Consider the following 21,527-nt stretch of genomic DNA (forward strand, 5'->3'; position numbering starts at 1 on the left):
CTCCACAGGTGTAACCCTGTGGGAGCGGGCTTGCCCCGCGAAGCTTTTGATCAGTAATCCACTTTCCCGGTATGACTGTTCAGCGAAATCACCCGGGTCTTGCCGATCCGGTGACGGAAGATTTCGCGCAGGTATTTCACCGCCTTCTTCACGCATTCCCGTGACAATCGAATGTCATTGATCGAGACGAATTTGCTCTTGTCGTTGATCAGCTCACGATATTTCTTCTCGTACATCGGCTTGATCGCATACCAATTGGTATCGAGGATTTTCGCCGGGTTTTCGAATTCATTGAGCAATTCATCGATGCGTTCCTCATCGAAGGTATCGCTGGTGATGAATTCAAGGATGGCGTTGTCCAGAGTATCGTCGAAACGGTATGGATTACGGGCAAAACAACGCTTGATGAAGGCCACGATCAAGGTCAGGAAGTCGTCGGACAGGCACGGGCTCTTGGCGATCAGGGTGGTCAGCGACAGGTTCGCCGAAGCGCCGATCACCAGGGCGTAGCGCTTGAGGGTGGTGTTGGGGAACAGGCTGTTGAGGTGGGTCTTGAGCCGGTTCAGGTCCATGTAGGAGAGCTTGTAGTCCTTGGGCAGCGAGACGATCGATACCACCGACGAACAGTTCTTGAAGAAGTGCAGGTCGTGCAGGGCTGCGGCGTCATAGCCGGAGGCCTTGTACTGCTCCAGGGCGCCGCGATAGCGCTTGGACTCGATCGGCAGCAGGCTGATGCCCTCGATCGCCTGGGTCACCTTGTTGAAGTGCGGCAGGTCGATGGAGCGGAAGAACAGGTCGTCGATGTTCAGACGTGGCGGGTCCTTCTCGAACACTTTGAATTTATCCGGGCTCGGTGACGGCTGTTCCGGTACCACGGACTCCGCGTAGGCAATGGCCACGGGACCGGCAAGACTCATGAACAGGTCGTTGGCATCCAGGCGAATGGTTTCGCCAATGTCGATGCCGGCGCGGCGGAAGTAGTTCTGGTCGTAGTCGGTGGTCACCGCCTGGGCGGTGAGAATGTTGAAAATCTGCTGGGAAATGTACTGGTTGGCGTGTTTTTCCATGGCATTGACGTCAATGTTCTGGATGTTGCCGTCATCATTTTCTTCGGCGTAGCGCATGATGTCGTTGGAAATCAGCATCATTGCGTTCCAAGGGCGGATACGCCCCATGACACTGGCTTCGCTGCTGTCTTCATTATCGAAGTTATAGGAGAAGTCCCATTCTTCGGACAGGTACTTACACAGTAGGCGCCCAGCGTTGATGTGCAGGGCTTCGGACATTTCGCTGCGATGGTCGGAAATGTTCGGCAGCACGCAGATGCCGCTGGTGAAGATCGGCTCGAAGACGAACGAATGCCCGCTCTTGCCGTCGTTCTCATCGGCCGGCTTGGTGTCGAATGTCTTGTTCATGTAGGAGTACTGCTGGGCCAGGCCGAACTCCGAGGCCATGCCCGAACCGGTTCCCCCACCGGCGCTGAAGATGTAGAAGTACAACCGTGACTGGTTGGCCTTGATCCCGCAGGAGTCGATCAGGTAGGAGTGGATCAGCTTCCAGTCGGCGCTGGAAAAGCGATGGGTTTCCTTGTTGAGGATGATCTTGGCCAGGTACTGGCCGAGGATCGGGGCATTACCGGCACCCCCGGCATGGACTTCCGAGAGGTCCATAATCTTCATCTTGCTGTAGTCGCGAATGAAGCCGCTTTTTTCACCCTTGCGCGAGAAACGGATGCGACCGGCAATGTCCTTGTCCAGGTCGCCCAGCATCACCAGGGGTTCGACCAGGAACACCGGCTTGCTTCCCTTGTTCTGGACCAGGCGCAGGTTGTTGCGGATCCAGCGTGCGGGGCTGTAATTGGGCTCGCTGCCGACACGGTCGTCATTGTTGAATTCGTTGAGGTAGAAGGTGCGGGCGTTGTATACAAGCTCGGCGACATCCAGGGCGATGTTCGAGCCGCAACGGCCCAGGCCAATCAGGCAGACCGATGGAAACTGCTGATCCAGGCGCAGCTGGCTTTCGTCCTCGACGTGGACACTGGGCGGAAATACCAGATCGCGCAGGCCGTCGAGGTTGTCGAGGATGCGCTGGATATCAGGCTCAGTGAAATACAGGTACTGCTGCGGGTTAAGCGTTCGCGGGCTGTAGAATTCTCTGGCCCCTGGAGCGCTGAACGCGGGAGTGGGTGAGGTCAGCTCGGAAACCGCGTTGGCAGAAGTATTCTTGGAGGTCATTTTGCGCCATTTGCCTGGGGGTGGGTGGCTGTTCTAGTAGATATCATAGAGCCATTACTGGATAAGTTTCGCGACTGTATTAGTGCGCATTTAGCGTGAGCGATAGGGGCTGCCCTAGCGCTATAGGAGTTTTCCTTGCCACGCCTGCAAACTGAATCGTCCAATCATTCAACTTCTTTAATCTGTCTGGAGCTGTACATGAGCACTGCACGTCCTTCACTGGGGTTTGCCGGAATCGGTCTGATGGGATTGCCAATGTGTCGGCGCTTGTTGGCGGCGGGGTACCCGCTGACCGTCTGGAACCGTTCGCCGGACAAGTGTGCAACGCTGGTGGAGGCTGGCGCCCGGCAGGTGTCGACCCCGGCCGAGCTGTGTCAGGCTGCAGATCTGGTGCTCTTGTGCCTGGCCGATACGGCGGTGGTGCGTGAGGTAGTGTTCGGGCCCGAAGGCGTGGCCAAGGGGGCCAAGGCCGGGCAGTTGCTGGTGGACTTTTCCAGCCTGGAGCCGACCGCGACCCGCGAGATGGCCGCGGAGCTTGCGGCGCTCAGCGGCATGAGCTGGCTCGATGCACCGGTTTCAGGTGGCACGCCTGGGGCCGAAGCCGGCAGTCTGGCGATCATGGTCGGGGGGGATGCGGCGGACCTTGAGCGCGTACGCCCGGTGCTGCTGACCCTGGGCCAACGGGTCACCCATATGGGGCCGATAGGGGCCGGGCAGGTGACCAAGGCCTGCAACCAGATGATCGTTGCCTGCAACGCCTTGGTGATTGCCGAGGTGGTGGCGCTCGCCGAGCAATCCGGTGTCGATGCCAGCCTGATCGCCCAAGCCCTGGCCGGTGGCTTCGCCGATTCCAAGCCCTTGCAGATCCTGGCACCGCAAATGGCGCAGAGCTGCTTCGAACCGGTCAAATGGCACGTGCGCACCTTACTCAAGGACCTGGATACGGCGGTGAAATTCTCGCGCGAACAGGGCTCGGCAACGCCACTCAGTGGCCTGGCCGCGCAACTGATGCGCTTGCACGGAAGTCAGGGCTATCTACAAAAAGATCCGGCGACACTGATTGATCTGTACCGGCGTAAGGATTGAAACTGGCTAGCGACGACTCGTCTCGCTGGTCGAGTTGAGTGAGGATGGAACGCAGCTCACCCAAGGGGATGGGGCGGCTGAGCAGGTAGCCCTGGACGAAGTCGCAACCCTGCTGGGCGAGGAACTGATACTGCTCCATCGATTCCACGCCTTCAGTGATCACCTGCAGGTGCAGGGTATGAGCCATGACGATGATTGCCTGGACAATCTCCATGTCCTGTCGGCACCGTGGCACATCCTGAATGAAGCTACGATCAATCTTCAGGGTGTCCAGGGGCAGGCGCCTGAGGTAGGCCAGTGACGAGTAGCCGGTGCCGAAGTCATCTATCGACAGCGAGACGCCCAGGGCGCGAATCTCTTTGAGCAGAGCGATGGTGCTGTGGATGTTGCCCATCAGCGCGTTTTCGGTGACTTCCAGTTCAAGCTGGCGGGCGCAAAGCCCTGCCCGTTGCAGGGCGTCTTCGACCTCCCTGGCCAACTCTTCGCGGCCGAGGGTCAATGCCGAGCAATTGACCGTGACCTTCAGCCCGCTGTAACCATGGCGAATCAGTTGTGCCAGGTCTTCACAGGCATGGCGTAGCACCCAGAGATCCAGATCGGCGATCAGGCCATTGGCTTCGGCAATGCCGATGAAACGGTCCGGGCTGAGCAAGCCGTGCTGCGGATGCTGCCAGCGTACCAAGGCTTCAAGCTTGGCCACCTGACCGGTATGCAGGTCGAAAATTGGTTGGTAGTGAATGCGCAGTCCCCGTTCTTCCAGCAGGGCGATGCGCAGCTCTTCTTCCAATTGCAGTTCCAGCGTGGCGCGAGTCTTGAGGCTGCTGTTGAAGAAGTTCAGGCTGTTGCGCCCGCAGCCCTTGGATTGATACAGCGCCAGGTCCGCGTTCTTGAGCAGTTCTTCACAGGTACGGCCGTCGTCGGGAAAGATGCTGATACCAATGCTGGTGGTCATGACCATGCGCCGCCCGGCCAAGTCGATCGGCTCTTTCATCTTCTGCATGATGCGCTGAGCGAGGTGCCGGGCTTCTTCACGGCTGTTCAAGGCGATCAGGATGCAGAACTCGTCACCACCGAAGCGGGCCACCACGTCCTGACTGCGGGTAGCCGCCTTGATGTAGCCGGCAATGACCTTGAGCAGTTCATCACCGGCATCGTGGCCGAGGCTGTCGTTGATACGTTTGAAATGATCGATGTCGAGGAACATCACCGCCAGCATGCCGTCATTGACAGTCTGTTCGACCAGGCGCTCGGCAAACACCTGGTTGAAGCCGCGACGGTTGATCAGGTTGGTCAGCGCGTCGTAATGAGCGGCCTGCTGCAGTGACACCCGTGCCTGATCCAGCTGGCTGAGCAGGACATTGACTCGACGCAGGTCATGCTCCTTGCTTTGCAGCTTCTGGTCGGACAGCGCCGCACTGATGCTGCTGGCGCTGACCAGCAGGGTGATGAAAGCGATGGTCAGGCTCATTTGCAAGTTGTTGTCAGCGCTTGGCAGGGTCACGGTCGCGTCGGTGGGGATGATCAGGGTCATGGCCGACATGCCGGTGAAGTGGGTGGCGAAAATGCCCCCGGCCATCAACAGACTGGCACCGTACTTGAGCAACTGATGGAGCGTGCCGCTGCCATAGCGAAAGTAGCGGGCCAGTAACAGGGCCAGCAGGCTGGCGCCAATGGCAATGGCAATCGAGGCGGCGAACATGTCTGGACGATAGAATTGTTGGGCGTTGGAGCGCATGGCAGCCATGCCGATGTAATGCATCGTAGTAATGCCCAGGCCGATGCAGGTGGCAGCCTGGAGGAAATGGCGGGTGCGCAGGTCACGTCGGCCCAGGGTGTTCATCGCCAACCAGCCGGCGAACAGCATAACGATCAACGAAAGGCCAGTCAGGGCGAAGTCGTAGTGGACCTCAATGGGTGCCTGGAACGCCAGCATACTGATGAAGTGCAGGGCCCAGACGCCACCGGCCAGGCAGCAGGCACCGAGCAGACGCCATTGTCGTTGGGCAGCGGGCTGCTCCACATGGCTCAGGCGTTCAGCCATGCTCAGGGTGGCGAAGCTGCCTGCGCCAGCGACCAGAAAGGCAAGTACTACCAAGTAAGGATTGTACTTGCACTCGAGAATGATCTGTCCGGTTGCCGGAAGATCGGCGAGCATCTGTAGCCCCAGCCACTCCATAGCTTGCCTCTTTGTCGAGTTTTCACTCGTCCCCCAAAAGCCTGTCTGGAGACCGTTCTGCAGGAGTATAGAAAGAGAGCATTAACCCATCCTAATTAATGGCACTTTGACCTCTATGATTTAGTCATTGAGCCAATAGCGGTGGGTTCTAAAGGGGCTTACGGCACCATCGCGGGGCAAGACCGCTCCTAACTAATGGGAGCGGTCTTGCCTCGCGATGGGAGCGACGGGATTACCCTGCGACCAACACCCGAATCGCTTCCAGGCGCAGCGCGGCTTTTTCAAGCATCGCCAAACCTTGTTCGCGTTGCTTGCGCAAGGCTTCGATCTCGCTGTCGCGCACGCTCGAGTTGACGGCTTGCAACGCGGTCAGGCGTGCCAGTTCTTCGTCGGTTTCCGCCGCCAGGCGACGCTGGGCTTCGGCTACCCGCTCGGCATGACGCGGCATGATCTTGGCTTCACCACTGTTGATCCGTGGCGTCAGCACATCGCGCTGGGCCTGGATGAACTTGTTGGCGCTGGCCTTCGGCACGCTCTCGAGCTGATCATTGAGGGTCTCGAAGGACACTCGCGCGGCCAGGTCGTTGCCATTGGTGTCGAGCAGGCAGCGCAGTGCAGCCGGTGGCAGGTAACGGCCCAGCTGCAGGGCGCGTGGAGCTACCACTTCGCTTACGTACAGCAGTTCGAGCAGCACGGTGCCAGGCTTGAGTGCCTTGTTCTTGATCAGCGCCACCGCGGTGTTGCCCATCGAACCGGACAGTACCAGGTCCATGCCACCCTGGACCATAGGGTGCTCCCAAGTAATGAACTGCATGTCTTCGCGAGACAGCGCCTGGTTGCGATCGTAGGTGATGGTTACACCTTCGTCATCGCCCAGCGGGAAGCTGGCGTCGAGCATTTTTTCGCTCGGCTTGAGGATCAGGGCGTTTTCCGAATGGTCTTCGCTGTCGATGCCGAAAGCGTCGAACAAGGTTTCCATGTAGATCGGCAGGGTGAACTGATCGTCTTGCTCAAGGATCGCCTCGACCAGTGCCTGACCTTCGCCAGCACCGCCGGAGTTGAGCTCCAGCAGGCGGTCGCGGCCGCTATGCAGCTCGGCTTCCAGGCGCACGCGCTCGGCACGGGCCTCGTCGACCAGGGCCTGCCACTCACCGTCATCGCCACTTTCGAGCAGTGGCAGCAGGCGCGGGCCGAACTGATGCTGCAGGGCGTTACCGGTCGGGCAGGTGGCCAGGAAGGCGTTCAGCGCCTGGTCGTACCATTGGAACAGGCGCTCTTGCGGGCTGTTCTGCAGGTAGGGTACATGCAGTTCGATAATGTGCTTCTGACCGATACGGTCGAGACGACCGATACGCTGCTCGAGCAGGTCAGGGTGGGCAGGCAGGTCAAACAGCACCAGATGATGGGCGAACTGGAAGTTGCGGCCTTCACTGCCGATCTCCGAACAGATCAGCACCTGGGCGCCGAACTCTTCGTCAGCGAAGTAGGCTGCGGCACGGTCACGCTCCAGGATGCTCATGCCCTCATGGAACACCGTGGCCGGAATCCCGGAACGCACGCGCAAGGCGTCTTCCAGGTCCATGGCGGTTTCGGCGTGGGCGCAGATTACCAGGACCTTGACCCGCTTGAGCATCTTCAGGGTGTCGATCAGCCAGTCGACCCGTGGGTCGAAGCGCCACCAGCGTTCTTCGTCGTCGGTGTCGCCCAGGGACTGGAAGGCCACCTCGGGGTACAGCTCGGCATGCTCACCGACCGGTAACTCCATGTATTGATCGGGGTTTGGCAGCGGATAAGGGTGCAGGTTGCGCTCAGGGAAGCCCTGGACGGCGGCGCGGGTGTTACGGAACAGTACGCGGCCGGTACCGTGGCGATCGAGCAGTTCGCGAATCAGCCGCGCACTGGCCTGGCTGTCGCCAGCGTTGACGGCTGCCAGCAGAGCCTCACCTTCGGCACCGAGGAAGCCTTCAATGGTGGCGTGGGCTTTGGCCGACAGACGACCTTCGTCCAGCAGCTCCTGTACCGCTTCGGCCACCGGGCGATAGTGCTCGCTCTCGGCGCGGAAGGCGGCCAGGTCATGGAAACGGTTGGGGTCGAGCAGGCGCAGGCGCGCGAAGTGGCTGTCCTGTCCCAGTTGCTCAGGCGTCGCGGTCAGCAGCAGTACGCCAGGAATGACCTGGGCCAGTTGCTCGACCAAGCCGTATTCAGGGCTGACCTGGTCTTCATGCCAGACCAGGTGATGCGCTTCGTCGACCACCAACAGGTCCCAGCCTGCGGCGAACAGTGCGTCCTGGGCTTTTTCGTCTTCGCTCAGCCACTCCAGGGCGACCAGCGCCAACTGGGCATCTTCGAACGGGTTGCTGGCGTCGCTTTCGATAAAACGCTCGGCGTCGAATAGCGCTACCTGCAGGTTGAAGCGGCGGCGCATCTCCACCAGCCACTGGTGTTGCAGGTTCTCCGGAACCAGGATCAGCACGCGGCTGGCACGGCCCGAGAGCAACTGGCGGTGAATCACCAGGCCGGCTTCGATGGTCTTGCCCAGGCCTACTTCATCGGCAAGCAGTACCCGTGGGGCGATACGATCAGCGACTTCACGGGCAATATGCAGTTGGTGGGCGATGGGTTGGGCACGGGTGCCGCCCAGGCCCCAAAGCGCGGATTGCAACTGGCGGCTGGTGTGTTCCAGAGTGTTGTAGCGCAGCGAGAACCACGGCAACGGGTCGATCTGTCCGGCGAACAGCCGGTCGCTGGCCAGGCGGAACTGAATGAAGTTCGACAGTTGGGTTTCTGGCAGGGTGCAGGCCTGGTTTTGCCCATCGAGACCGTGATAGACCAGCAGGCCGTCGACATCGTCGACCTCGCGAACGGTCAGCTTCCAGCCTTCGAAATGGGTGATCTGGTCACCGGGGGAGAAGCGCACCCGGGTCAGGGGCGCATTGCGCAGGGAGTACTGGCGGGTTTCGCCAGTGGCCGGGTAGAGCACGGTCAACAAGCGGCCGTCCTGTGCCAGAACGGTCCCCAGACCTAGCTCGGCTTCGCTGTCGCTGATCCAGCGTTGCCCCGGTTGATACTGCTGCGCCATACTGCTTGACTCCCGTTTTGAAAAGCCGACTATCTTAACGGATAGGACTGTGCAGACCAAAGAGTCTAGCTATTTCAGCGACAAAAACTGCGGTGGCTATACTTCGCGCCAGTGATACTGCGATGAGCCGCATGTATTCGTGATTCGCGGCTCAAGGCCACTGCTGGCTAGCCGACATAGTGGCGACAGGAGATCTCACCCATGCTGCCGCCCATTATTCCACTCAGTGCTGCCCCCGTGACATCGCAACTGGACCCGGTCAAACCGACCCCCGATATCAAGCCGGTGGTGCCTGCACAGCCAACCTCCAGTGAGGGTGCCATTGACCTGAAACATCGTGACCCGGAAAAGTCCGCGTTGCTGTTGCGCGAAGAGCAGCGGCGCCAGCATGGCCGCCGCCAGCCGGGCAAGGATGATGAGCTCGATCAGCCGCTGCCGGGGGATGAAATCAACGCCGACAATACTGTGCCGGTAGCGCCACTGATGGGCGAACAGCCGCGCAAGGGGCTGTTGGTGGATATTGAAGTCTGAAGATCCGCCCGCTTACTGGTCAGCGCGAGCAACTGCCTTCATTATTGTCGGACCGCAGTCTGCTTCCCGAGCCGAACCATGAGCCAAGATGACAACCTGATCGACCTCGGCGCCGAGCGTGCCCGGCGAGTCCACGACCTCAACGATAAGCGCCTGAATGAAGTGCGTCAGGCATTCGAGCAGGCCATGCCATTGGGTAAAGCCAAGAAGAAACCCAAGGGCAAACCCAAGAAGCGTTGAAAACTTGATGCAGGTCAAGCCTGCACCCGCCTCGCGCGCCCGGTTCCGGGCGCCATTGACCTCGGTCAATTTCCTTTCGCCATCCATTGGATACCTTGAGCCCATCAGACAGGTGCAGGCAAATGGAGGCCGACATGTTCTTCGATAATGTGGTTATCGCTGGAGTGATTACAGTCGGCCTGATGCTGCTGTTCTTTGTCGGATTCGGCATTTTCATCTGGAGGGACTCGAACAAGCGCAAACAGCGCTGATCCTTCCGGTACACGAGCACGCAAGGCATTTAGGGCGACTTCGGTCGCCCATTTTTTTGTCCGCAAGAAATCTTTCCGCTGCGCTGGACTTTATTAGTTAGCTAGCTAATAATCAGTCCCTGATTCATTCATCTCATCCTGTCTATCTTTACAACACAGTCAGCCTAGGTCCGTCCCGTGCCTATCACTTTGCAGGCCCTGTTGGCGCCGAACAAACTCGCCGTGCAATTTGCCATCAAGACGTTGCTTGGCGGTGGCCTGGCCTTGTGGCTCGCACTGCGCTGGGGGTTGGAGCAACCGGCCTGGGCACTGATGACCGCTTTTATCGTTGCCCAGCCTTTGTCTGGCATGGTCTTGCAAAAAGGCCTGGCGCGCTTGTTCGGGACGTTGGTCGGTACCCTGATGTCGGTACTGTTCATCGGGCTGTTCGCCCAGACGCCATGGCTGTTCCTGTTGGCATTGGCGCTGTGGCTGGCCTTGTGTACCGCCTGCTCGACAATGCTGCGCAGTGCCTGGGCCTATTCGTTTGTATTAGCGGGTTACACCGTAGCGATTATCGCGTTGCCCGCGATCAATCATCCGCTGGCGGTGTTTGACCAAGCGGTGGCGCGCTGTACCGAGATCTGCCTGGGGATTGTCTGTGCCACAGTTACCAGCGCTTTGCTCTGGCCCATGCGGGTCGAGCAACAGTTAAGTGGTCAGGCGCGCCAGGCCTGGCTCAGTGGCTTGCAGGCGGCCAGCGTCACCCTGACTGGTGAAGCACAGGCGCGCAAGGGCTTGCTGGAAATTCTCGGGCGTATTGTCGCCGTGGACGCACAGCGTGAGCATGCCTGGTTCGAAGGCCCTCTTGGCCGGCAGCGGGCCAGGGCTATCCGCGGCTTGAGTCAGAAACTGCTGATTCTCCTGCGCATCGCCCGTTCGGTGCGGCGTCAGTGGCAGCAACTGGACGAGACCCAGGCGCAGCATCTGCAGCCTTGGCTCGATGATGTGCATGATGCCCTGGCCGCGCCCGACCAGGCAGGCCTGCTGCTACTGCGTCAGCGGGTCTGGGATGCGGCGCACGATGAGCGCATCAGCTCGGCTGAACACTATTGCCTGGCTCGCCTGACCTTGCTGCTGGACAACGCCATGGCCGCGATCTTGGCCCTGCGTGCGGTGGAGGAGGGCAAGGCGCCAGTGGATGTTCCCGATAGTCTCGCCGTGCACCGTGATCTGCCCCTTGCGTTGCTGTTCGGTTCGCGTAGTGCCCTGGCTTTTCTGGCCATGGCCAGTTTCTGGTTGGCCACCGCCTGGACCGCGGCCCCTGGCGGGTTGGTGCTGACCTGTGTGGTCTGCAGCCTGTTCGCCAGCCGTGAGAACGGTGCACAGATTGGCATGAGCTTTTTGCGCGGGATACTGCTGGCCATGCCCGTGGCGTTTGTTGTCGGGCAAATCCTGCTGCCGCAGTGGAGCGGCTTTCCCATGCTGTGCATGGCCATGGGCGTACCCTTGTTCTTTGGTGCGTTGGGCATGGCCAATCCGCGCATCGGTGCCACAGCCACGTCTTATTGCCTGCATTTCATCGTCTTGGTAGCACCGCTCAACGCCATGCACTTTGAAGTGGCGACCTTTCTTAACAGCGCCCAGGCCATGCTGATCGGCGTGGGGGCGGCGGTACTGGCGTTCAAGTTGCTGGTGCTGCGCAATCCGGCCTGGCATGGTCGCCGCCTGCGCGCGGCGACCCAGAGCGATCTGGTGCGCTTGACCCGCCGCGAGCTGCGCGGCGCCGAAACCTGGTTCGGTGGCCGCATGGCCGACCGCTTGTTGCAATTGGCGCGGCACTACTCGGCCTTGACGGAGCAGGAGCGCGGCCGTTGGGATGATGGCGTACATGGCCTGGATATCGGTGATGAGCTGTTGCATCTACGCCACTGCCTGGCCGCGGCCCGGGCACCGCTGGCGAGCGCCGAACGCGAGTATTTGCAACAACTGGAAGGCGTGCTGGCGCGCGGCCCGGCGCCGGGAAGAGGCCAGCGCCTGGATGCCGCCAGCGCAGCGTTCATCGATGCCTTGCAACGTCAGCCCCCCAGCGATCCGCTGCGCCTGGCGGTGGGGGCGGTGTTGCAGTTACAGCGCAGTTGGGGCAAGTGGTGCCGTCGACAGGAGGAAATCCATGGGCTTGCGTGAGTGGGCGCTGGGCGGTGTGTTGCTCAGTCCGTTTTTGATTTATGTCGTGTTGGCCCTGGTGCTGACCGGTGCCGTGCGCCTGCTGCTGCGGCTGACCCCGTTGGGGCGTTGGATCTGGCATGAGGCCTTGTTCGATTGTGCGCTGTTCATCTGTGTATTGACCCTGGTAACCCTCGGGCTGGGGCCTTTGTAAGGAGAGTGATCATGCGTGCATTGCTACGTATCGCAATAACCCTATGCCTGGTGGCGGTGGCTATCTTTGCCGGCTGGAAACTCTGGCAGTACTACATGCTCACCCCCTGGACCCGCGATGCGAAAATCCGCGCTGACGTGGTGATCATCGCTCCGGACGTGTCGGGCTGGGTGCGTGAACTCAAGGTTCATGACAACCAGCAGGTCAAGACTGGCGAATTGCTCATGTCGATCGATCGCGATCGCTTCGAAGCGGCCCTGGACAAGGCCAACGCTGTGGCCGAAACCCGCCAGCAGCAATTGCGCCTGCGCGAGCATGAAGCCTCCCGCCGCGCCGCCCTGGGGCCGCAGGCGATCAGCGCCGAGCTGCGCGAGAATGCCCAGATCAATGCTGCGGTGGCCCGTGGCGAATTGCGCCAGGCTCAGGCCGACGTCAAAGCGGCGGCCATCAACCTGGCCCGCAGCCAGGTCAAGGCGCCGCGCGATGGCCATATCACCAACTTGCGCCTGGCCGAGGGCAACTACGTCAATGCCGGGCAGGCGGTGATGGCCCTGATCGACGATTCGACCTTCTACGTCCAGGCTTATTTCGAAGAGACCAAGTTGCCGCGCATTCGAGTCGGCGACCCGGTCAAGGTCTGGTTGATGAGTGCCGGCGAGCCCATGCAGGGGCATGTCGAAAGCATTAGCCGCGGGATCACCGACCGTAATGCCAACCCCGATAGCCAACTGCTCGCCGAAGTCGATCCGACCTTCAGCTGGGTGCGCCTGGCCCAGCGCATTCCGGTGCGGATTAAACTGGACCAGATTCCCGAAGGTCTGACCTTGAGCGCAGGCATGACGGCCAGCGTGCAGGTGCGCGAAGACCAGGGGCAGCGCTGATCGGGCCCCGGGCGGTGGGCACGTCGTTTAAAGAAACATACCGCCAGAAACTTCCAGGCGCTGCCCATTGATCCAGCCGCCACCATCGCCCAGCAACAGGGCGACTGCGGCGCCGATGTCATCCGGCAGGCCTACCCGGCCCAGGGCCGTATTGCTGGCGATAAAGTCGTTGACGTCGGAATTGTCGCGCACCACACCGCCGCCAAAATCGGTCTCGATGGCACCTGGGGCGAGAATGTTGACGCGAATGCCTCGAGCACCCAGTTCCCTGGCCTGATAACGGGTCAAGACTTCCATGGCCCCTTTCATCGCGGCATAGGCTGCATAGCCGGGCAGGGCGAAGCGGGTCAGGCCCGTGGAGATATTGACGATCCGGCCTTGGTCGGCAATTAGCGGCAGCAAACGTTGGGTCAGGAAAAAGGGGCCCTTGAGCTGGATATTGCACAGCTGGTCGAACTGCGCCTCACTGGTTTCGCTGAACGGCGCATTGATGCCGATACCGGCGTTGTTCACCAGAAAATCCAGTTGCTCGCGGCCAAACACTGACCTGAGGGTCTGCTGTAGCTGCTCGGCGAAGCCTTCGAAGCGCCCACTGTTACTGACATCCAGTTGCAGCATGGAGGCGCGCACGCCTTGTTGTTTCAAGGCCTGCACCAGCACCTGGGCTTCCTGGGCCTTGCTGTGGTAAGTGCCGATGATGTCGATGCCCTGGGCTGCCAGGTGCTGCGCGGTGTTTTTACCCAGGCCACGGCTGGCGCCGGTGATCAATGCGATTTTCCGATTCATGCTCTGTACCTCGGGGTGAGACGGGGAAGTCGAGGAAAGTCTATTGGTCGGCTGGCTGCTGATAAATCCAAGGATTTCGGAAATACTGGTCGGCACTTGCGAACAATAGAGCCTGCATCCATGAACAGGCTGGAGTTGCTGCGAACCTTTGTCCGGGTTAGCGAGTTGTCGAGTTTTACCCTGGCCGGGGAGAGTCTGGGGCTGCCGCGATCAACGGTCTCCGAGCAGGTCCGGGCCCTGGAGAGCTTGCTTGGCACAAGGTTGCTCAACCGCACCACGCGACGGGTCCAGGCGACCCAGGATGGCTTGCATCTGTACGAACGTAGCAAAGACCTGTTGTCGCGCATGGATGAGATTGAAGGCCTGTTCCACAGCGACAAGGCAGCGCTCACGGGGCGCTTGCGGATCGATCTGCCAACCTTGATGGCGCGACGCATCATCCTGCCCAATCTGCCGCAGTTTATAGATTGCCACCCGGGTATTGAGCTGGAGATCAGTTGCACGGACCGACAGGTCGACCTGTTGCGCGAGGGGTTTGACTGTGTGCTGCGCATTGGCACCTTGAGTGACCTGGACCTGATTGCCCGGCCGCTGGGTTTCCTGGCCCAGATCAACTGCGCCAGCCCGCGCTACTTACAGCGTTATGGCGTACCCAAGAGCTTGTCAGACCTGCATCACCACCAATTGATTCATTATGTAAGGAACTTGGGCAGCCGCAGTCCGGGTTTCGAATACCTGCAAGCCGGAGCCTTGCAGGTTCAGCCCATGGCCGGCAGCGTCACCGTCAACAGCACTGAGGCCTATGAGAGTGCCTGCCTTGCCGGACTCGGCCTGATTCAGGCGCCAGCGGCAGGACTGCAAGCGTATCTGCAACGTGGCGAATTGCTGCCACTGCTGGCGGATTTCGTCCCGCCGCCAATGCCGGTGTCATTGCTCTATGCCAGGCAACAGCACGTGCCGCCACGCCTGCGTGCGTTCATGGAGTGGCTGGCAGCGTTGCTTGAACCTCGTCTGGATCCAGCGGCAGGCGGAAACTGAACAAGGTCCTGGCCTGCGGATGAAAAAATCCGTATCCGCCGGCCAGGTTTTTCCATTAACCTTGGGCCTCGAGTCGCTCCATCAGAGAGTGGCCAGAATCGCCCCGCGTGCCAATCCCTTTCGTCCTGCGTCCTTGTAGATGCTTCAGTGAGGTTTGACATGCACATCACATCACAGGATATCTGTGCCGCCGCCGACCAGCTCAAGGGCTTTGTCGGATTTCATCGCAAGCTTGGCAAGCATATCGTGCGCTTCAGCGAAGACGCCTTCGGCATGGATGTCGCCGATGACAGCATCACCCCCAGCAGTGAATTTGTCTGGCAGGAGGGTGAGGGCGAAATCATGACCTTGAGCCGGGCGCTGATCGAAATCCTCCTGGCGCAGAATGTAGATGAGCGACTCCATGTCGGCGAGCCGTTGCGGGTTTACCTGCGCCGTCGCGATCTGCCGGAGATTGCTGCACAGAGGCGCTTGCGGGCGTAGGGGCGGCGGTGCGACTTGCCCGCTCCTAGCCCCTCCCGGCGCGACTGCTGTCGGGGTTGCTCAGCAGTTGTTCGAAGGCTTGCTTGTCGACCGGCTTGCTCAGGTAGTAGCCCTGGACTTCATGGCATTTTTCCTTGCTCAGGGCCTTGAGTTGCTGCTCGGTTTCCACCCCTTCGGCGGTAACGGTCAGGCCCATGGCCTTGCCCAGGTTGATGATCGCCTGGACCACGGCGCGGTCATTGCCGTCACTGCTCAAGCCGGCAATGAAGCGTTTGTCAATCTTGATACTGTCGAAGGGGTAGGTACGCAGGTAGCCCAGTGACGAATAGCCGGTGCCGAAGTCATCCATGTTCAGGCGCACGCCCAGCTCCTTGAGGGCGGTCATGGTGCCCAGGGCGCCTTCGATATCGTTGAGCATCACGTTCTCGGTAATCTCCAGCTCCAGACGCTGGGCCGGGAAGCCGGTGTCGACGAGGATCTTGTAGACATCGCTGACGACATCGCTACGGGAGAACTGCGCTGGCGACAGGTTGACCGAGACCAGCAGGTCGTCCGGCCAGCTGCGTGCGCTCTCGCAGGCTTCGCGCAGCACCCAGCGACCGAGGGGCACGATCAGGTCGGTCTGCTCGGCCAATGGAATGAAGGTGTCCGGGCCCAGCAGACCTTCGACCGGATGCTGCCAGCGCACCAGGGCTTCGACCGAAACGATCTGCAGGGTCTCAAGGCGGTAGCGTGGTTGATAGTGGACGACGAACTCGTTGTTCTTCAGCGCCTTGCGCAAGTCGTTTTCCAGCTGGCGGCGATACTGGATCTGCTCGTTCATTTGCGCCGAAAAGTAGCGCCAGGTGTTTTTGCCATCGGCCTTGGCCTGGTACAGGGCGATATCGGCGCAGCGGATCAGCTCGCCGGCATCGAAGCCCTGCAGGCGGGTCTGGGCGACGCCCAGGCTGGCGCCGATGTGCAGAACCTGCTCTTCGAAGTGGATCGGCTGGTGCAGATTGTCGATCAGGCGGGCACAAAAGCGATCGATTTCATTGCGGCTGTCCATGCCATTCATCACCAGGACGAATTCATCGCCCCCCAGGCGCGCCACCAGGTCGCCGTCGCGGGTCGATTCACGCAGGCGGGTGGCGACTTCCAGCAGTACCGCATCCCCGGCGGCATGGCCGAGGGAATCGTTGATCGGCTTGAAGCTGTCCAGGTCCAGCAGCAGCAACGTCAAGGGGGCGGCATCCTGGCCTTTGAGCAGCAACTGTTCGAGAAAGCGTGAAAGCTTGTTACGGTTGGCAAGGCCGGTCAGTGCGTCGTGCATGGACAGGTGCTGGATGCGGGCGTGGGCTGCCACTTCATCGGTGATGTCACTGGCGGTGCCACGAAAGCCAGCCAGTTTGCCGCCGATCATGATCGAGCGCGCCGACATCCGGCAAAAACGTAACTGATTGTTCTGGTCGCGATAGCCGCAACGCAAGTTGGCCATTTGCGCTGGGTCGGAATCGACCTGGCTGTCGAGCCACAGGGTCAGGGGTGTGGTTTCGCAACTGAGCAGTTGATTGATCGGTTGGCCCAGCCAGTCTTCGGTGTTGAAACCGGTCACGGCAACAAAGCGCTGGGACAGGTAGCTCAAGCGATGCTGACGGTCGGTTTCCCAGATCCAGTCCGAGGCGGCCTCGGCGACGGCACGAAAGCGCTGTTCGCTGGCCTCCAGTGCCAGGTTGCTGGCCTGCAGGCGTTGCAAGGTGGCGTCGATTTCCCGCGAGGTACGCAAGGCGTAGCGGAAGAAGTAGACCATCAGCAGGCCGAGCACCAGCAAGGCGCCAAGCAGCGGTGGCAGTACGGCCCAGAGCAGTTGATTACCTGGGCGCGGGGTAAGCCACTCCAGACGGTAGCCGGTATCGCCCAGGGGCAGGCTGGAGGCGTCGGCCGATAGTTCGCCAGCTTTCTCGATGCGCATGTCGCTCAAGCCCGTGCCAGTGCTCAGGTGGGCGAGTTTTTTCGGGGTCAACTGGTCGACGAAGATCATCACCGAAGTGGTTCGCGGGTCAATGCCCAGTATTTCATCGTCAGGACGGATGGCAGCGGCCACCAGCACTGCTGGCCAACCATTGAATAGAACGTCTCGGGTGATCTGCTGGCGCTCGGCAGCAACGTCCCGGGCCTGGGCAATGATCGGTTCAAGGGGATCATCTATATAGGTGCTGGCTGGTGCGCTACTGAGCTGGCCTTTGAACAAGGCATATTTGGTGGTGTGGTCATCGACCACGAACACCCCCTCAAATCCGCTGGCCGTGTAGAGAGAGTCACCGACGTTCTTTTCTTCGTAGGCCCACTTCAGGTCCGCAGCGCCATTGAGGTGCTCATAGGCGGCATCCCACACGGCGTAGCTGGAAAGAAATTGGCGGGCGGCTTCGAGCCGCTGTTCCAGCGCTTTTTGCGCATAGAAGCTGCTTTTCTCACGCGCGTCGGCATTGAGAGAGGAGGCGATGTTGAACAGGGCCCCGAGGGCAATCAGGCCGGCGAGGACGAACAGCGCAGCGATACTGGCGATGAGTTTGTGTGTCTGCAGGCTGGGGGGCGGGCTGGTAGACGAAACCTCGACGATCCTGTCCATACGCATGCTGATCCTTGATGAGCTGCGCCCCGACGGCTACGCCGCGGGGGCGAACGTTCAGTCAGAATAGGCCAGCTTCAGCGTTGTGAGGTCCAGTTGGGAGAAATTGACCTGGTTGCGCCCGCTTTTCTTCGCCGTGTACAGGGCTTTGTCGGCTTCGTTGAGCCAGGCTTCGGCGTCAGCCAAGCCCTCATGGCAACTGGCCAGGCCGATGCTCAAGCTGATCCGCAGTTCCGGCAATTGCGGATTGCGGTAACTGCCGATTCGCTCGCGCAGCCGCTCCATGGCCAGGCTGGCTTGCTCCAGGTCGGCGTGGGGCAGGATCAGGCAGAACTCGTCGCCGCCATAGCGGCCGGCCAGGTCATCTTCACGCAAGCTGCGTTTGAGCTCGCTGCTGAGCTGGCTCAGTACGCAGTCGCCAACTACATGTCCGTAGGTGTCGTTAATCAATTTGAAGTGATCGATGTCGATCAGCGCGATCACCGCCTGGCAGTACTGTTGCTGGCAGGTCTGGAACTTGAGCTGCAGCAGGTCTTTCCATGAGCCGTGGTTGAGCAGGCCGGTCAGACTGTCGGTGCGGCTCAAGGCGCTGAGACGGCGTTTATGTTCAGCAAGTTTCATCGCCAGTCTGTAGCAGACCCAGCCGAGCGCCATCGGGTAAAGGGTCAGCATCGGCAGGCAGGCATAGATCTGCAGGGGAGTAGCCTGCAACTGCAAGCCGGCACCGAACAGGGCAATCGCCAGCCCCGCGCCCAAGCCCTGGGCCAGTAACCCCTTGAAGAACAAGCGCTGGCCACCCGCGGCGAAATTGTTCATCGTCATCATCGCCAGGATGGTCACGCTGGGAAGGGGATTGAACTGCAGGGCGGCGGCCCAGAATCCACCCATCAACGAATCGACCTGCAGGTTGCGATACTCGGCGTGATAGGGGACGGCGGCGCGCCGGGCCAGTTGAAAGGCCAGGTGTGGCCAGATCAGGCCATTGAACAACAGCAGTCCCCAGACCCATGGTGGCATGTCCAGGGTCGAAATGCCGGCCATGACACTGAGCATGCCGATGCCCAGGCCGATAATGCGCGGCAGGTATATCCTCCTGACAAATGAAAGTCCCTTGCCGCTTCTATTATCCATCATGGTTGCTGGTCTATTCCGGGGCGCCGTTTATCGCATAAAACGTGTGAAGATTGTTGAACAATCGCAGGCTATTGAAAAATGGCCTTACAAGCCATTCCACAGTTGATGCAGCCACCTTGGGGTAACATGAAACTCGCCCTTTTCCTTGGAGTGCTTCTACTCATGGCCCCTTTGACCCCCAAGGCCGGTGATCCGGCGCAGCGTCAGGATGGGCGATACCACAACCAGCGCCCGTTGCCGCAGGACAGCGTGTTGAAAAAAATGCGCATCGGCTTCAAGTTCCTGTTTCTCGGCAAGCCAGCGGGGACCCGGCCGGACGTGGAGATCGCTGTGCAGCCCCTGAGTCGTCAGCAATTGATCGAGGCTCCGGATCGCAGCCTGTGGCGCCTGGGGCACTCTACGGTACTACTGAAACTGCACGAGCGCTTCTTCATCACCGACCCGGTGTTTGCTGAACGCGCCTCGCCCGTGCAATGGGCGGGTCCCCAGCGCTTTCACCAGCCTCCGCTCAAGCTTGAGGAACTACCGCCACTGACGGCGGTGATCCTCTCTCACGACCACTATGATCACCTTGATGAGCAGTCGATACGCCAGCTGGCCGATCAGGCCGAGCATTTTCTCGCACCGATGGGCGTCGGCGACCTGTTGATCGAGTGGGGGGTTCCGGCGGCCAAGGTGCGGCAACTGGACTGGTGGCAGGAAACCCAGGTCGAGGGCATACGTTTTGTTGCCACCCCGGCGCAGCATTTTTCCGGACGTGGTCTGTTCGACAGCAATCGCACCTTGTGGGCGTCCTGGGTGATCCTGGATGAAAACCTGCGCCTGTTCTTCAGCGGCGACACCGGCTATTTCGACGGTTTCAAGCAGATTGGCGAGCAGTACGGCCCGTTTGATGTGACCCTGATAGAAACCGGCGCCTACAACCTCGAATGGCCTGACGTGCACATGCAACCCGAGCAAAGCCTGCAGGCTCATCAGGACTTGCGCGGGCGCTGGCTGCTGCCGGTGCATAACGGCACCTTCGATCTTTCGGTCCACAGTTGGCATGAACCGTTCGACCGCATTCTGGCCTTGGCCAATGCGGCCCAGGTACCGCTCAGTACTCCGCAGATGGGCGAGCGGGTCAGCCTTGACCAGCCCCACAGCGGTCCAGCGTGGTGGTTGCCCAAGCCGCTGCGCCAACCGCATAAGTCTGGTGAGCGGGTGATGGCGATGAAGGAGTTGTAAGGGCGGGGCTACTTCTGTGGGCGATCGCGCGCTTTTTTCTTGCTGCTTTCGGTTTTGCTCATGGCAGTGGCTCGTGTGGGGTGTCTTTTCTACAGATCAGCGCTGAGCCGGTTTAGATGCCTGCCTCCAGGGCATTGAGTGCAAGTTGTGCCACCTGCAGGCGGGGCTCGGCGTCCTCTTGCAAGTCGTCTTCCTGGAACCAGGCGGCTGACAGCCCACACCAGGCCACGATCCACTGCAATAATCGTCGGCGTGGCAACTTGGCGATGTCGCAGACGATCTCAAGTCGATGGCTGAAGTGTTGTACATCGGTGGCGATGCGAGGGGAGGGGTTGCAGAACAGGTTGGCGTAATCGAAGGTGCGCTCGCCATACAGACACTTGGGGTCGATGACCAGCCAGCCGCGTGGCCCGAAGTCGAGAACGTTGCCGTGATGGATATCACCGTGCAGCACAGATTCTTCCCAGGGGGTTGCCAGCAATTGCTCAGCGATGTGTGCAGAGCGCCTATAGATGTTGCCGTGAACCGTGGCGGCTTGCCACAAGCCCTGGAACCAGCTCTGCAGGTCAACAAGGGGGAGTGCTGGTCTATCTCCAGGTGTGTGCAGACGGGCGATGGTCTGGCAAAGAATCCGGGTGGCTTGCTCGTCACGGCCGTCGGCAGCGTAATCGTTCAGCGAGTCCGGCCCTTGGGCCCGCTCCAGCAACAACCCATTGTCGACATGAGCCAGCACCTGTGCTGAGCCTTGGCCGTCCCACCATGTCATTAACAGCGCGCCGTTCAGTTCTTCGGGCACATGAGCAACTTTGAGCATGGCGGTCTGCTTCCGGTACAGCACGGGCAGCAGGTGACTGCTGTGAGTAATGATCGGCGCGCCGTCGGGAACCAGTTGCCAGCGTTGTAGGTAGGGGTCGAACATGAAAGCTTTCCCAAGTACAAAGCACCTATATATAGCTATCTGAAACAAAGTTGAAATAAGTCCTTGACGCCCCTGTAGATCTCTCTATAATTCGCCCCACTTCCGGCGTAGTCGGAACGGAAAACTCCTTGAGATTCAACGAGTTAGATGTTCCAGGTAGTGCCGGAGGGGCTTCGATCGAAAGATCGGCAGCGGTGAAAAAGGTGGTTGACAGCGGATTGAAACGCTGTAGAATTCGCCTCCCGCTGACGAGAGATCATAGCGAGTCAAGCAGTTGAATTTGAACGAAAAACTTCAAAATAAACGCTTGACAGACACTGAGGAAAGCGTAGAATGCGCGCCTCGGTTGAAGCGAAAGACTTCAGTCGCCGCTCTTTAACAATCGAATCAAGCAATTCGTGTGGGTGCTTGTGGCTCAGACTGATAGTCAGAAAGATTATCAGCATCACAAGTGACTGCACGAGAAGTCGAAAGACTTCGAATAAGTCATTTGAG

Annotated in this window: 17 protein-coding genes; 10 read left to right on the forward strand and 7 right to left on the reverse strand. The window is 60.0% G+C overall.

The window, feature by feature from the left end; genetic code table 11:
- Positions 1-50 precede the first annotated feature (50 nt).
- Entirely contained in the window at positions 51-2,234 is a 2,184-nt protein-coding gene (locus ACRESH_RS22570) for a hypothetical protein (RefSeq protein ID WP_431744060.1), read from the reverse strand.
- Positions 2,235-2,432: 198 nt separating this feature from the next.
- Here ACRESH_RS22570 and ACRESH_RS22575 point away from each other — a divergent pair, with 198 nt between their 5' ends.
- Complete coding sequence (locus tag ACRESH_RS22575; protein WP_431744061.1) at positions 2,433-3,320, forward strand: NAD(P)-dependent oxidoreductase; 888 nt, start codon at positions 2,433-2,435, stop codon at positions 3,318-3,320.
- Here the strand turns inward: ACRESH_RS22575 and ACRESH_RS22580 are convergent.
- Positions 3,220-5,496 carry a putative bifunctional diguanylate cyclase/phosphodiesterase gene (locus tag ACRESH_RS22580; protein ID WP_431744062.1) on the reverse strand — a complete coding sequence of 759 codons (2,277 nt, stop codon included), beginning with the start codon at positions 5,494-5,496 and terminating at the stop codon, positions 3,220-3,222. The genes ACRESH_RS22575 and ACRESH_RS22580 overlap by 101 nt on opposite strands.
- A 232-nt stretch (positions 5,497-5,728) precedes the next feature.
- On the reverse strand, positions 5,729-8,575 hold the full coding sequence (gene rapA, locus ACRESH_RS22585) for an RNA polymerase-associated protein RapA (RefSeq protein ID WP_431744063.1): 2,847 nt from the start codon (positions 8,573-8,575) through the stop codon (positions 5,729-5,731).
- Positions 8,576-8,776: 201 nt separating this feature from the next.
- Here rapA and ACRESH_RS22590 point away from each other — a divergent pair, with 201 nt between their 5' ends.
- The 6 genes from ACRESH_RS22590 (at position 8,777) to ACRESH_RS22615 (ending at position 12,837) form a co-directional block, all read left to right on the forward strand.
- On the forward strand, positions 8,777-9,106 hold the full coding sequence (locus ACRESH_RS22590; protein WP_431744064.1) for an aspartate-semialdehyde dehydrogenase: 330 nt from the start codon (positions 8,777-8,779) through the stop codon (positions 9,104-9,106).
- A gap of 78 nt (positions 9,107-9,184) precedes the next feature.
- Complete coding sequence (locus ACRESH_RS22595; RefSeq protein WP_431744065.1) at positions 9,185-9,346, forward strand: hypothetical protein; 162 nt, start codon at positions 9,185-9,187, stop codon at positions 9,344-9,346.
- Positions 9,347-9,480: 134 nt separating this feature from the next.
- Positions 9,481-9,597: a cytochrome c oxidase subunit CcoM gene (ccoM, locus tag ACRESH_RS22600; protein ID WP_045185836.1), complete on the forward strand. Its 117-nt coding sequence runs from the start codon at positions 9,481-9,483 to the stop codon at positions 9,595-9,597.
- A gap of 177 nt (positions 9,598-9,774) precedes the next feature.
- Complete coding sequence (locus ACRESH_RS22605; protein ID WP_431744066.1) at positions 9,775-11,763, forward strand: FUSC family protein; 1,989 nt, start codon at positions 9,775-9,777, stop codon at positions 11,761-11,763.
- On the forward strand, positions 11,750-11,956 hold the full coding sequence (locus ACRESH_RS22610; RefSeq protein ID WP_400173941.1) for a DUF1656 domain-containing protein: 207 nt from the start codon (positions 11,750-11,752) through the stop codon (positions 11,954-11,956). Before ACRESH_RS22605 ends, ACRESH_RS22610 begins: the two co-directional genes overlap by 14 nt.
- An 11-nt stretch (positions 11,957-11,967) precedes the next feature.
- Positions 11,968-12,837, forward strand: coding sequence for an efflux RND transporter periplasmic adaptor subunit (locus tag ACRESH_RS22615; RefSeq protein ID WP_431744067.1), 870 nt, complete (start codon positions 11,968-11,970; stop codon positions 12,835-12,837).
- A 27-nt stretch (positions 12,838-12,864) separates the two neighbouring features.
- Here the strand turns inward: ACRESH_RS22615 and ACRESH_RS22620 are convergent, their stop codons facing one another.
- A complete protein-coding gene (locus tag ACRESH_RS22620) occupies positions 12,865-13,623 on the reverse strand; it encodes an SDR family NAD(P)-dependent oxidoreductase (protein ID WP_431744068.1) in 759 nt (252 codons plus the stop codon).
- A 120-nt stretch (positions 13,624-13,743) separates the two neighbouring features.
- On the opposite strand from ACRESH_RS22620, the gene ACRESH_RS22625 reads away from it, so the two are divergent.
- Both ACRESH_RS22625 and ACRESH_RS22630 read left to right on the forward strand, forming a co-directional pair.
- Positions 13,744-14,661 carry a LysR family transcriptional regulator gene (locus tag ACRESH_RS22625; RefSeq protein ID WP_431744069.1) on the forward strand — a complete coding sequence of 306 codons (918 nt, stop codon included), beginning with the start codon at positions 13,744-13,746 and terminating at the stop codon, positions 14,659-14,661.
- 159 nt (positions 14,662-14,820) lie between these two features.
- Positions 14,821-15,144 (forward strand): DUF2025 family protein, encoded by a 324-nt coding sequence (locus ACRESH_RS22630; RefSeq protein WP_431744070.1) that lies wholly within the window; start codon positions 14,821-14,823, stop codon positions 15,142-15,144.
- 25 nt (positions 15,145-15,169) lie between these two features.
- Here ACRESH_RS22630 and ACRESH_RS22635 read toward each other — a convergent pair whose 3' ends face one another.
- Complete coding sequence (locus tag ACRESH_RS22635) at positions 15,170-17,752, reverse strand: bifunctional diguanylate cyclase/phosphodiesterase (RefSeq protein WP_431744074.1); 2,583 nt, start codon at positions 17,750-17,752, stop codon at positions 15,170-15,172.
- Positions 17,753-17,809: 57 nt separating this feature from the next.
- Positions 17,810-18,886 (reverse strand): diguanylate cyclase, encoded by a 1,077-nt coding sequence (locus ACRESH_RS22640; RefSeq protein WP_431744071.1) that lies wholly within the window; start codon positions 18,884-18,886, stop codon positions 17,810-17,812.
- A 126-nt stretch (positions 18,887-19,012) separates the two neighbouring features.
- On the opposite strand from ACRESH_RS22640, the gene ACRESH_RS22645 reads away from it, so the two are divergent.
- A complete protein-coding gene (locus tag ACRESH_RS22645; RefSeq protein WP_431744072.1) occupies positions 19,013-20,113 on the forward strand; it encodes an MBL fold metallo-hydrolase in 1,101 nt (366 codons plus the stop codon).
- Between the two features lie 112 nt (positions 20,114-20,225).
- On the opposite strand, the gene ACRESH_RS22650 is transcribed toward ACRESH_RS22645, so the two are convergent.
- Positions 20,226-21,032: an aminoglycoside phosphotransferase family protein gene (locus ACRESH_RS22650; RefSeq protein ID WP_431744073.1), complete on the reverse strand. Its 807-nt coding sequence runs from the start codon at positions 21,030-21,032 to the stop codon at positions 20,226-20,228.
- Between the last annotated feature and the right edge of the window lie 495 nt (positions 21,033-21,527).

This window comes from Pseudomonas sp. (assembly GCF_050739775.1).
GTDB lineage: Bacteria > Pseudomonadota > Gammaproteobacteria > Pseudomonadales > Pseudomonadaceae > Aquipseudomonas.

What these genes read in the sequence shown, in the direction of transcription:
- ACRESH_RS22620 (WP_431744068.1), bottom strand. Translation starts at nt 13,623, where the DNA reads ATGAATCGGAAAATCGCATTGATCACCGGCGCCAGCCGTGGCCTGGGT.
- ACRESH_RS22635 (WP_431744074.1), bottom strand. Translation starts at nt 17,752, where the DNA reads ATGGACAGGATCGTCGAGGTTTCGTCTACCAGCCCGCCCCCCAGCCTG.
- ACRESH_RS22615 (WP_431744067.1), top strand. Translation starts at nt 11,968, where the DNA reads ATGCGTGCATTGCTACGTATCGCAATAACCCTATGCCTGGTGGCGGTG.
- ACRESH_RS22640 (WP_431744071.1), bottom strand. Translation starts at nt 18,886, where the DNA reads ATGATGGATAATAGAAGCGGCAAGGGACTTTCATTTGTCAGGAGGATA.
- ACRESH_RS22570 (WP_431744060.1), bottom strand. Translation starts at nt 2,234, where the DNA reads ATGACCTCCAAGAATACTTCTGCCAACGCGGTTTCCGAGCTGACCTCA.
- ACRESH_RS22595 (WP_431744065.1), top strand. Translation starts at nt 9,185, where the DNA reads ATGAGCCAAGATGACAACCTGATCGACCTCGGCGCCGAGCGTGCCCGG.
- ACRESH_RS22575 (WP_431744061.1), top strand. Translation starts at nt 2,433, where the DNA reads ATGAGCACTGCACGTCCTTCACTGGGGTTTGCCGGAATCGGTCTGATG.
- ACRESH_RS22630 (WP_431744070.1), top strand. Translation starts at nt 14,821, where the DNA reads ATGCACATCACATCACAGGATATCTGTGCCGCCGCCGACCAGCTCAAG.
- ACRESH_RS22580 (WP_431744062.1), bottom strand. Translation starts at nt 5,496, where the DNA reads ATGGAGTGGCTGGGGCTACAGATGCTCGCCGATCTTCCGGCAACCGGA.
- ACRESH_RS22610 (WP_400173941.1), top strand. Translation starts at nt 11,750, where the DNA reads ATGGGCTTGCGTGAGTGGGCGCTGGGCGGTGTGTTGCTCAGTCCGTTT.
- ccoM (WP_045185836.1), top strand. Translation starts at nt 9,481, where the DNA reads ATGTTCTTCGATAATGTGGTTATCGCTGGAGTGATTACAGTCGGCCTG.
- ACRESH_RS22625 (WP_431744069.1), top strand. Translation starts at nt 13,744, where the DNA reads ATGAACAGGCTGGAGTTGCTGCGAACCTTTGTCCGGGTTAGCGAGTTG.
- ACRESH_RS22645 (WP_431744072.1), top strand. Translation starts at nt 19,013, where the DNA reads ATGAAACTCGCCCTTTTCCTTGGAGTGCTTCTACTCATGGCCCCTTTG.
- ACRESH_RS22590 (WP_431744064.1), top strand. Translation starts at nt 8,777, where the DNA reads ATGCTGCCGCCCATTATTCCACTCAGTGCTGCCCCCGTGACATCGCAA.
- ACRESH_RS22650 (WP_431744073.1), bottom strand. Translation starts at nt 21,032, where the DNA reads ATGTTCGACCCCTACCTACAACGCTGGCAACTGGTTCCCGACGGCGCG.
- rapA (WP_431744063.1), bottom strand. Translation starts at nt 8,575, where the DNA reads ATGGCGCAGCAGTATCAACCGGGGCAACGCTGGATCAGCGACAGCGAA.